Raw genomic sequence first — 10,696 nt, forward strand, 5'->3', positions numbered from 1 at the left:
TTTGGGACGCATTATGCCACAAGATAACAACGGGATCGCCTACAGTTATGTACGTTTTTCGAGCAAGCGACAGGCGTCAGGCGACAGTCTGCGCAGACAAACAGAAATGGCTGAGGAATACGCCAGCAGGAACAACCTGAAACTTTCCAGCAAGAATTATCAAGATTTAGGTATCAGTGCTTTCCGCGAAGGTATACGCCTTTCGTTAGCAGATATGCTCACCGCAATAGATGAAGGACAGATTGCTGCTGGTTCAACAATTATTATTGAAGCACTGGATCGGCTTTCACGACGTGGTATCGATGTGACACAAGAAACGGTGAAAGAAATACTCCGTAAGGACGTGCAAATAGTTAGTTTGTCCGATGGCTTGGTTTTGACTAAAAGCAGCCTAAATGACTTACAAAGCGTGATTCGTATCGCCCTAGCCGCCGACCTTGCCCACAAAGAATCAGAACGTAAAGCGCAACGTCTGCGAGAAACCAAAGGACAGCAGCGACAAGATGCACTTAACGGAATACCTATCAATAAAATCCTTCCTTTTTGGCTAAAGCGCACTGAAACGGGATACGCGTTCAGCGACAAAGTGGAAACTGCTAGGCAGATAGTCGCTCTCAAGCAAGAAGGTAAAGGTAGCAATATGATAGCTAAATTTCTCAATAAACAGGGCATAGCAGGGATTCGTACAGCACAATGGAATCATGCATCAATAACTAAAATGCTAAAGAACCCAGCGTTGTATGGTGCCTATCAGACGGGTGAAACGAACAAAGAAAGAGAAATGATCCAACTAGAGATAGTAGAAGGATACTACCCTGCCCTGATCAATAAAGATGAGTGGTTGTTACTTCAATCTGACCAAAGCAAATCCACGCGAGGACGCCGCAGCACTGATAATCCTTATAGTGGTCTATTACGCTGTGGATGCGGTGGTGCATTAATAAAAAGAAAGAGCACGGTAAGAGGGAAACTGTACGTTTATCATGGTTGCCTAAACGCCAAAGATGGTCGTTGTTCTCAAAATCTTTCGATCAAAGGATTAGATGGCGCATTAGCAACTATGCTAGGTCGGTTAGAGTTCAAAAAGGCCGTTACAGTTGATCAATCAATCTACCTTGAAAAGCAACAAATTGAAAATCGCATAGCCAATCTGAACAAAACCTTGCAAGAGGTTGATCATGTTCCGGCGTCGGTCATTCAAACCATCATTACAATGGAAGCACGGATAAAAGAAATAACCCAGCAGATAGAAACAGGTGAGCGTGAACAACGTGGCATTGATGCTGTCAATAACGCAAAGCTATCAAGTATCACTGATAGTTTAGAGCTTAACCTCTTGTTAAAACGAGTTTTAAAAAGCATCACGGTAACTCGGTCAGGACTTGGTTGGGCAGTTAGAATTTTTCATCTGTCAGGTCATTCGCAGAGCTTCCTGTTAGTCAATGGACAACTCAGATTGGTGAGCGATTCGATTGCTTTGAAAAATTTGTTAAATGAATATCTTAAAGATGATTAAAATCCATATTAGTTAATAGATACTTTACATCTTCCCTATCAGTAACATGTGAACGACTAATAGGGACATATGGACTTTTCATTATCACTTATTTAGTAAAATAAAAAATTAACAATTCAAACAACAGATGTAAATAGCTCTAAAACGCGCAGAGAGAGCCATAGTGACGCTTAAGCATTTTAGATGGACGAGTTATCCATCTAAAAGAAAAAACCAGATAGAGAGCTACTAGGGAGCAATAGAACCTTATAAGCTGTATGTGAATTATATTTATATATCATGCGGGAAATTTTAAAGAATTAATCTAATGGGTAAAATTAGCACGATGATTTTCTATATCTATCCGCGAAAATTCAGTATCAAACTTTAGCTAATATAAGTAAGAATTTTATTTTTCACAGGCACGATTCCCCATATATTAGATGTCCCCTCCCTCATATGAGGGAGGCAGGGAATAACTTATAGCTGGTAGATGTCATGCAGCATCCAGCTCGAATATTTCTTCATGGTTAACTGGCTCGAAGCTACCTATATCATCATGATTCAAATCGAGGACAAGCTTTTCCATATCGAACTTGACTTGGTACCCCGTTTTTTCAACTATATATTCACTAAGTGCATCAGTATCAGCAGGTTCAAAACATGTCACCCCATCATGCTGAAGTAAGACAAGGTTATTCTCTAGAAAGCTAATCATATGCAGAAGAATAAACGACTCAGCACCTTGCAGGATATGTGCTAACAGTTTGGATTTTCTTACACTTTTTTCGTTTTCACATTTTGTTGCTTTCACCATACCAGCGTCATTTTTTATCTTAAAATACCCAGGGGTTTTTTCCGTATAGTCCGCAACTACACTATTAGTAACACTCGTTATTTCTTTAGCAAGCTTGTCTATCCAACTCCCCTTAATATCTATTTCGTCACATTTGATATTGAGTTTTCTAAGTACTCCATAACTGGTCAAGTTTGAACCGTATATTAATGCTATCAGAATTTCCTTCGCCATGTCTTCGGAGCATTTAAGAAACGTGGCTATCTCTTTTCTCACTACTTTTTTGTTTCGGATATAGTGGTCGATATAAGGTGTGGGAACATTGATTCGACTGCACATTTGCGCCAACAAGGTATAATGGCAATTCTCTATATCGATATCATAACGATCAACTAGTGCTGCTATACGTATTTTACGGCTGCAATTTTGTAGATTTAATGCGCCCTCAGCATACAGTCGTCCCCCATTACTCTGGACATAGGTTGTCGGTAAGCAACCTGACTTACTGGCTTCTATGATCGAGAGAAATGCTTCAATCTGATTCGTCAGGTGTTTATTACCATCAGTTTTACTGAATTCAACCATTAATCGTTTAAGAGAAAAAGAATTAAGAGCGATCTCATTTGGAATGAGATCTTTAATCTTACATTTTCGACCATCTTTCATAATGGAACGGATACCATTCGCGGGAGGGTTGTATGGATTATTGTTATCGTCTACAAGACCGCAACCTGTTGTGACGGCTTTACAGCATTCTGAAAATATATTTCGGTGAGTGTCGATGACAATGTATCCATTAGCCCATTGACCTGCCAAGTGATTACAAGTCTGTCGTATTAATGGAATGTCTCGCATCATCTCTTCAAACCGTGATGCTTTTGGAATATGTTTTCGCCTCTCGTTAGCATATATAGAAAATGAGTATTCATCATTAGGGTGTTTTCGTCTACCAACTGAGCCAATATAAAATTGGTTAAAGTAATACCTTTTCTCTTTTTTTGTATATTTATCTAAGATGGCTTGTGTGCAAATGCCATTGACGACAAGTTGTTGTTCTAGGTTTTTATCAAAATTTCTTGGTTTAATACTCATGTTGAATTCCTGTTTGTCAAAACCTTGCATTGAGCTATAAGCCTTGCTGCATAAAGGTTTAACGTGATTTTGGGATAATTTTACTGCAACATATACTTGTTCCCTTTTCCCTTCCCCCCCCTTTCGGAAATAAAGGCAAGCGGAATCGTCAATCGATGGTTAACATCGAACGACTTTATAATTTCATTAGGTTTTAGTTTCTAAGTAGGTAAAACAGGTAATAGCCCCAGTATCATCGTAATTCATGATTAGCCAGCGATGACTGAAATATTACTTAGATTAGGATGTATACGAGGAACTACTGGTAATGGTGTCTAATTGACCATTAGGAAAAAGAGTCTGTTCTTCCGTGTTACATAACTACTTACTAGTTTTTGGTTCAAATGTATAATGTTGCATATAGTATTCATACAGTCTTACTGCTGAATAGAGTAATATTACCCCTCCTGAAATTGAATGTCAAACATGCGTCATAATAGGTGATTTTATACTCTATATAAGCAGTTGAAGGGGGACTTAATAATGGTATAACACACTGTTTAAATCTGAGGTTGTGACTTTATTATGCGGCTGATCGTTGTCCGAGCAACCCCTGTCAATTGATGGATATCACTATAAGACATTCCTGCATCACGAAGCTTCCTTACACGTTCATGCATTGCCGTATCAGCCTGACGCCCACGGAATTTACCTTCAGCCTTTGCTTTAACAATTCCCTGTGCCTGTCTGCGTCTCCTATCCGTATAATCCTTACGCGCAATAGCTGCCAACATGTCTAACATCATCCCATTCAATGCATCCATCATACGAGTCGTAAATTCATCACCATTCTGAATCAACATATGAGAGGTAGGTAGATCCAATGCTACAACGCGAATCCCTTTCGATTTGATTAGGCATGATAGCTTTTCCCAATCTTCCCCATTGAGGCGACTCAGCCGATCAACTTGCTCTACCAACAAGATGTCATTAGGTTGTGCAAGATCGATCAATCTGAACAGTTCAGGTCTGGTAAGACAGGCTCCTGATTCATTTTCAATAAACCACCCTGCAATCGTTATCGATTTATCAACGGCAAAACTTTGTAGTTCATCTTTTGCTCTCTCTGCATCCTGTTCTTTCGTTGATGCCCTGAGGTATGCATAAACTCGATTTGTCATAGTTATCTCATGATCTAGTAGCATTTATATGGTAGTGATTATAATAGTAGTTTATATGTGGTAGCAATTTAAATCTATCGTCATTGCAGACCTGTTCAGAGTGGTAGTCGTTGTGTATACATAAATGCAACTAGCAAACATGAACAGCAGAACTGTTTCCAATCTCTTAACACTACATGAAGTAATAAATAAAATACTCCCATGGTTAAGCGCCCCAAGAAACATCAATAAGCGGCTATAAACAAGAAGCAGGCCGTATGGACCTGTTATCTAATGATTAAGCTGTATTAGCTCTGACTTGAGCTGACAGTCTTTTCTGACAGCACACAATCAAATCTGACAGTCTGCTTTGAGCTGTGAGTTCAACCGATGGATGCAACACACTTATTGAACCGCTCTGCGGGTGATTCATAGTCTAGCGTTTTTCTCGGCCTTTCGTTGAGCTGTGTGGCAACACTATTAAGTCTTTGCTGGCTGTGAACCGATAAGTCAGTTCCTTTTGGAAAATATTGTCTGAGCAATCTGTTCGTATTTTCATTTGAGCCACGTTGCCAGGGAGATTGAGGATCACAGAAATAAATCTGAATGTCTGTCGCTACAGTAAATCGAGTGTGGCTGGTCATTTCCGCGCCACGATCCCATGTTAATGTTTTATAAAGTTCAACAGGTAATTCCCTGGCTTGTCTGATGAGTGCAGATATAACCGTTATAGTCTTGTTGTCTCTGATTTTGGCCAGCATAACAAAGCGGGAATGGCGTTCTACGAGGGTGACAATATAGGAGTTTTTCGAGCCCTGGATCAGGTCACCTTCCCAGTGACCTGGTATGGCTCTGTCTGCAACTTCAGGTGGCCTTTCGCTTATTGGTATCGCATCCGGGATTGATCCTAACCCTTTTCCTTTTAGCGATGACGTTCTGGATCTACGAACCGCTCTTCCACTTCTGAGGCATTGCTGTAGCTCTTTTTTTAATGCCCCTCGGGTTTGTATAAAAAGCGTTTTATAAATCGTTTCGTGTGACACATGCATTTCCTGATTATCCGGATAACAGCGCTTCAGCCAACCGGCGATCTGTTCCGGCGACCAGTCCTGATGCATCTTCTCTGCAATGATTTTACACAATGCGGGGCTTTCAATTAGCTTGCAAGGTTTTGGTCTCAGAGAATTTTCCCACGCAGCAGTATCGGCTTTTGCTGCACGGTATTGTTTGGCACCTCCGTGCCTCCTGACCTCGCGGCTAATCGTTGAGGGTGCTCTTGATAATTTGGCAGCGATGTCCCTGATACTGAGTTTTGCTACCAGTCCTCTGGATATCTCCTCCCTTTCATCAAGCGAAAGCGCTAATCGGTGCCGCTTTCGTACGGGAGGACGGTAGCCACCTGTCTGGTGGATTGTGGGCATGATAGAAGAATGAAATCTGTCGAACATTCTGGCGATATCATGCAGGGAATCACCTTGCTTATATCTGTCCCAGATAATCGCCTTTTGTTCTGGTGTGTAGTTAATCCGAGTTCTTCGTTTCATGGCAACGTCCCCCTTGATTAAGGATAGCGTTGCATCGACCCGTTGAACTCACAGCGAGGAGCGGACGTTTCGTAGTTCTAGAAATATTCTCATGTCGTGGCCAGTTTTTGTTGGCCACTTCAGATATGATTATTTGAAGATAACCATGGTTATATATTCGGTGCAAAACTGCCTGATATATAGGCGCGCAAAGAAAACCCAATGTTATAACATAACAATATGAATTAATTGACAATTTTATCGCCTGGATTTATAAGATCATTCTCATTTACTTAAAAGGATTTTTTTTGAAAATGCCATCTAAAGTATTTGTCGTTCTTGCTAAATCCATTAAACATAAAAAGTTCTGTGTTGCAGGAAAAATTTACTCTAAGGGAAGTATCGGTGAATGGGTTCGTCCAATAAACCCTTTGGTTGATAGTGATGCACTAACCTTTAATAACATTGAATATTCATCCAAGAAGCAACCTGAACTCCTTCATATAACTTCATTTAGTTATTTAAAGAACGTGCCACATCAAATTCAACGTGAAAATTATTCAATTGATCCATCATTTTATTGGGGAGAAGTGGGTGTTTTCGATAAGAAAAACATCAATGATCTTTTAGATTACCCAACAACTCTATGGGCTAACGGTTACTCATCATATCATGGTGAAAATGATAGGTTCCTAATATCATCAGTTACAACCCCTATTCAGTCATTGTTTTTTGTCTATGTTTCTAATTTAAAAATAAGAGTTAAGAAAGAAGGAATTGATTTTGGAAATGATCTAAAAAGATTCAGAGCTTTCTTCTCATATAATAACATTGATTACGCGTTCATTATTACTGACCCAAAGGTATATAGTGAATATGGTCAATTGAAAGAAGATACCTATGATGTTGGCGGGTGTTATGTTACTTTGAGTACAGCACCACATAATGACGGTTATTGCTACAAATTTTTGACAGCAATCATTAAGTAAACCAGAGGATGATCACATGAAAGTATTTTCAATTGGTTTCACTGAAAAATCTGCCGAAAAGTTCTTTAGCCTAATTAAATCTCAACCAGACTTGAAAACCTTAGTTGATGTACGTCTTAATAATGTTTCTCAGCTTGCGGGTTTTGCTAAGAAGAACGATTTGATGTACTTCTTAAAGGAACTTTGCAATGTTGATTATGTTCATCTACCAGATCTTGCACCAACTAAAGAGATGTTAGATCCATACAAAAAAGGTAATATCTCATGGGAGGTTTATGAGAGTAGTTTCATGAATTTAATGGCAAAAAGAAACATTGAGCGAATAGAAAAGTCAGTGATTGCAGATAGCTGTTTGCTCTGCAGTGAGCACAAACACCATCACTGCCACCGCCGTCTTGTGATAGAGTACTTAAACAGCCATTGGGATACTGATTTTGAGGTTAAGCACTTGATATGATGAAAGTAATGATAATCTATCATCCTGACTTTGTATCCAAGGGAAAGTTTGAGCGTAAGCTCTCACGGATTTTTTCCAACTCAAATGACTATCAGATATTTTACTTTGTCGATCATCATGATTTATTAAGTCAATATTTTAAATCAGATGTATTGAATAAACTTGAGCCTGAAATATTAGCAGACCCTTTTTCGATTGGTTTAACTCATGCTGTTATTTTTGATTCAGCTAATACACCGGAATTCATCACGACTAACGAAGTCTTATCCAAGAAGATTCCCGTTCGATACATCAAAGATAAGATCACCTCAGTATCAAATAAAGATAGAGGTGAACACTTTGATACCTATTGCGGTAGAGGAACGCTTTGGGGAAATCCTTACGCGATAGGTGCAGATGGTGATCGTGATGAAGTCATAAGAAAGTTTAAATACGATTTTGATCGTGACTATCTCAAAGGTGGCTCAGAGTTTAAAGAAAAGCTGAAAGCACTGAGAGGACACACTTTAGGATGCCACTGTAAGCCATATGCTTGTCATGGGGATGTGCTGGCACAGTATTTGAATGAATTGGACGATGGTGAGTAATGCACCATCATCAGTTTCAGAAATCATCTGTTATATGATTGTAATTATCCCAGCTTTAGTTCCAGGCACTTTTTTAGGGGGAAGGTCATACACTGATTGGAGATGGTACCAGGGTTCGACAGCCACATAGATCCATGAATCGGTGTTCTTCCGTAGATGCTTTAGAGAGACTGCTTCTGGCACGAAGCGGAAAGCTAGATGGAACTGTAGTGCACAAAAAATGACAATCAGTACAACCGTTCTTCTTTTCTGAATAAAAGGCCGTGTAAGCGGCCCTTCTCTTTCTCACACTACAAATTTCCTGCTACTTTGAAGTTGCTTTGAGTTCTGTTCCCATTTATGTAATAACCAATAACTTTTCAGTATTTCGAAATAACTCAAGACTAGTTATATTGATAAATATATTTCAATTTAAATATAGTCAACATATCAGTTTAAAATCATCCGTAAAATGATTTATTTTTCATTATAATGTTTATCAAGAACAGCAATACGATCAATTGTCATTTCAATCTTGCATTCATCTGTAGCACATTTTTCTTTCTCTTTAATCCAATCTCGTTGTTCTTGTAATAGTTCCCCTCTCTTTGCCTTCGTTAAAGACTGCCATACATCATTCAATTTTTTGTCTGCCATACCATATGATTTTACTATTATTTTTTCTTTCTCTAACTTACTCAAGTAATCGTTATCATCACTCGATGTTTTTTTATTTTCGCTAGATTTTTCGGCAGATTTAATGTCCTTTAAACATAACACACCAACCTTCTTCAAAGTGGCGTTCTCATCTAGAAATTTGGAAACTGAAAAACCTTTTCTTCCATATATTTTTCCAAGAGATAGATATGTTGAAGATGTATAAACATAGACCAAGTCACCAATATTTAAATTTGCTATATCTTTGGCCGTATTAGATTCTCTATCTAGCTTATCAAAGTTAACATTAACATTTCCTTGTAACCTAATCTGATAATCGCTATCACTTAAAGATCTACGATAAATTTCTTTTACTCGCCCCTTAATAATAAAGTTACAATTAAATTTATTATCAGCTCTTAACTCATTCTTCTTATATTCAGAGTGTAGTTGTTCTGGCGTATAAGTAATATCAGTAATTGTTGCTGCTTGGGTATAAAAACTCATAGCAGCCATGATAAAAGCAGCGTACATAATTTTCATTATTGCTTAACCTTATTGTTTTAACATTTCATCAAGTCACATATTTCTTTAACATGCATCAATAATAATTTTTGGAGGTTTTTAAATATTCAATAGATAGTAATTCATTACCTTTTCTAATAATCAAAATATCTTCTGGTGGGGATTTTATCACTGCCCTTATTTCTTTTAATATTGTTTTATTTAAAATATCACTCATCTGCATATACAATACCTTTCTTCCATTGATATCGGACATGTCAGAGACAATTTTAGCATCCTCATCTTCTACATTGATATTATAAATAACAGACATATAATTCAATATAAATTCATCACTAATTACAAAGCGTCCTACAGAATACCCTCCCTTGTATAATGTTTCATTCGTGTCATGCATCCAGTCATTTTTATTAACTATCTCTAGAACACACACTTATATCACCTGATATTTTCCATATAAAAATCAATAAATCCAACCAAAGAAGCACTGCGATTGCTAAAATACGAGTGCTTCACTTATACTATTTAGTCAACAACACATTAATCATCAAACAGTGGTGCTCTTATACCATTATTATAATTATCAGAAAGTCTTTTTACATAATCTTTGTCACCATTGAGAATTTTATTAAATTCTTTAATGTCGAAGTTGTATTTTTTTAATACACCATTAAAATTTAATTTGGTATAAAGGCTTTTGGCACCTTGGAATGCATTTAAAAAATTATCACCTTCTGAACCAAGAATACATACTAATTCTTTCTCATCATCAACATTGGGTCTCATGCCATGTAGAGTGAGTCTTTTAGTATCAAATGTTACGTCTATATCAACCAAAGGGATAATGGAGTGAATTTTATCTTTCAATGCAAAGCACATACCTTTGAATTGACGGTTTTTATCCATACCAAGAAAAATCACAGCTTTATTGTCATCGCTTGCAACACCAAAAGATTTTACCTCAGGGATAACATAAACATTGCTAGCAGCATTAGCATTGCTGAATAGCAATGACATAGTTAACAGACTACAGCCTAAAAGCCCCTTCGCAGTCATTAGATACACCTTATCAATATTATTAATATCAAGTGGTTAAGTCCATTTAGTAAAATAGTGAGTAAGACAAACTGTTTTTACAACCAGATGAAGTATAGCATCCACACCCTTTTCGATCTATAAAATCTATTAATAAACACATATCGATCGTTTTTATAGATCAATTAAGGGACTTAAGCTCATCCAAGTTTGTCTTATCAGTACCATGTGGCTTAATCCCTTGTTTAACTTGATGTATTTTGTAGATTAGCTTTTCACATCAAGCAATTAACTGTGGTAGTGGGTGACTTCCAGAGCACATATAGGAACAACCCACAGTGACTAAAAGCAGACAGTGCAATTTGTCGATACGATGATGATGGGAGGAGATATGAAGATATGAAGGTATGAAGGTATGAAGG

10 protein-coding genes are annotated in these 10,696 nt (G+C 37.7%); 4 read left to right on the plus strand and 6 right to left on the minus strand.

Going from position 1 to position 10,696, the window contains the following annotated elements; all coding sequences use genetic code 11:
• Positions 1 to 13: 13 nt before the first annotated feature.
• The gene (locus tag H0248_RS08185) at positions 14 to 1,516 is read left to right on the plus strand and encodes a recombinase family protein (protein WP_180785496.1); all 1,503 of its coding nucleotides are present in this window, start codon (positions 14 to 16) and stop codon (positions 1,514 to 1,516) included.
• A gap of 475 nt (positions 1,517 to 1,991) precedes the next feature.
• On the opposite strand, the gene H0248_RS08190 is transcribed toward H0248_RS08185, so the two are convergent.
• The 3 genes from H0248_RS08190 to H0248_RS08200 all read right to left on the minus strand — a co-directional run bounded on the left by H0248_RS08190 (position 1,992) and on the right by H0248_RS08200 (position 6,066).
• Positions 1,992 to 3,383, minus strand: a complete 1,392-nt coding sequence (locus H0248_RS08190; RefSeq protein WP_180785499.1) for a hypothetical protein — start codon at positions 3,381 to 3,383, stop codon at positions 1,992 to 1,994.
• Positions 3,384 to 3,922: 539 nt separating this feature from the next.
• Positions 3,923 to 4,543 (minus strand): recombinase family protein, encoded by a 621-nt coding sequence (locus H0248_RS08195; RefSeq protein ID WP_180785501.1) that lies wholly within the window; start codon positions 4,541 to 4,543, stop codon positions 3,923 to 3,925.
• 362 nt (positions 4,544 to 4,905) lie between these two features.
• Positions 4,906 to 6,066: an IS30 family transposase gene (locus H0248_RS08200; protein WP_103972504.1), complete on the minus strand. Its 1,161-nt coding sequence runs from the start codon at positions 6,064 to 6,066 to the stop codon at positions 4,906 to 4,908.
• Positions 6,067 to 6,359: 293 nt separating this feature from the next.
• On the opposite strand from H0248_RS08200, the gene H0248_RS08205 reads away from it, so the two are divergent.
• The 3 genes from H0248_RS08205 to H0248_RS08215 are packed head-to-tail and all read left to right on the plus strand — an operon-like array spanning position 6,360 to position 8,078.
• Positions 6,360 to 7,034, plus strand: coding sequence for a dual OB domain-containing protein (locus H0248_RS08205; RefSeq protein ID WP_180785504.1), 675 nt, complete (start codon positions 6,360 to 6,362; stop codon positions 7,032 to 7,034).
• 16 nt (positions 7,035 to 7,050) lie between these two features.
• On the plus strand, positions 7,051 to 7,491 hold the full coding sequence (locus H0248_RS08210) for a DUF488 domain-containing protein (RefSeq protein WP_039353397.1): 441 nt from the start codon (positions 7,051 to 7,053) through the stop codon (positions 7,489 to 7,491).
• A complete protein-coding gene (locus H0248_RS08215; protein ID WP_180785506.1) occupies positions 7,488 to 8,078 on the plus strand; it encodes a DUF4326 domain-containing protein in 591 nt (196 codons plus the stop codon). Before H0248_RS08210 ends, H0248_RS08215 begins: the two co-directional genes overlap by 4 nt.
• A gap of 456 nt (positions 8,079 to 8,534) precedes the next feature.
• On the opposite strand, the gene H0248_RS08220 is transcribed toward H0248_RS08215, so the two are convergent.
• From H0248_RS08220 to H0248_RS08230, 3 genes are all read right to left on the minus strand, one after another.
• Complete coding sequence (locus H0248_RS08220) at positions 8,535 to 9,257, minus strand: lysozyme inhibitor LprI family protein (protein ID WP_180785509.1); 723 nt, start codon at positions 9,255 to 9,257, stop codon at positions 8,535 to 8,537.
• Between the two features lie 58 nt (positions 9,258 to 9,315).
• Positions 9,316 to 9,672, minus strand: a complete 357-nt coding sequence (locus H0248_RS08225; RefSeq protein WP_180785511.1) for a hypothetical protein — start codon at positions 9,670 to 9,672, stop codon at positions 9,316 to 9,318.
• A gap of 107 nt (positions 9,673 to 9,779) precedes the next feature.
• Complete coding sequence (locus H0248_RS08230) at positions 9,780 to 10,295, minus strand: hypothetical protein (RefSeq protein WP_180785513.1); 516 nt, start codon at positions 10,293 to 10,295, stop codon at positions 9,780 to 9,782.
• Between the last annotated feature and the right edge of the window lie 401 nt (positions 10,296 to 10,696).

Source organism: Pectobacterium brasiliense (genome assembly GCF_013449685.1).
In the GTDB taxonomy this organism is placed as follows: domain Bacteria; phylum Pseudomonadota; class Gammaproteobacteria; order Enterobacterales; family Enterobacteriaceae; genus Pectobacterium; species Pectobacterium brasiliense_A.

What these genes read in the sequence shown, in the direction of transcription:
- H0248_RS08185 (WP_180785496.1), top strand. Translation starts at nt 14, where the DNA reads ATGCCACAAGATAACAACGGGATCGCCTACAGTTATGTACGTTTTTCG.
- H0248_RS08190 (WP_180785499.1), bottom strand. Translation starts at nt 3,383, where the DNA reads ATGAGTATTAAACCAAGAAATTTTGATAAAAACCTAGAACAACAACTT.
- H0248_RS08195 (WP_180785501.1), bottom strand. Translation starts at nt 4,543, where the DNA reads ATGACAAATCGAGTTTATGCATACCTCAGGGCATCAACGAAAGAACAG.
- H0248_RS08200 (WP_103972504.1), bottom strand. Translation starts at nt 6,066, where the DNA reads ATGAAACGAAGAACTCGGATTAACTACACACCAGAACAAAAGGCGATT.
- H0248_RS08205 (WP_180785504.1), top strand. Translation starts at nt 6,360, where the DNA reads ATGCCATCTAAAGTATTTGTCGTTCTTGCTAAATCCATTAAACATAAA.
- H0248_RS08210 (WP_039353397.1), top strand. Translation starts at nt 7,051, where the DNA reads ATGAAAGTATTTTCAATTGGTTTCACTGAAAAATCTGCCGAAAAGTTC.
- H0248_RS08215 (WP_180785506.1), top strand. Translation starts at nt 7,488, where the DNA reads ATGATGAAAGTAATGATAATCTATCATCCTGACTTTGTATCCAAGGGA.
- H0248_RS08220 (WP_180785509.1), bottom strand. Translation starts at nt 9,257, where the DNA reads ATGAAAATTATGTACGCTGCTTTTATCATGGCTGCTATGAGTTTTTAT.
- H0248_RS08230 (WP_180785513.1), bottom strand. Translation starts at nt 10,295, where the DNA reads ATGACTGCGAAGGGGCTTTTAGGCTGTAGTCTGTTAACTATGTCATTG.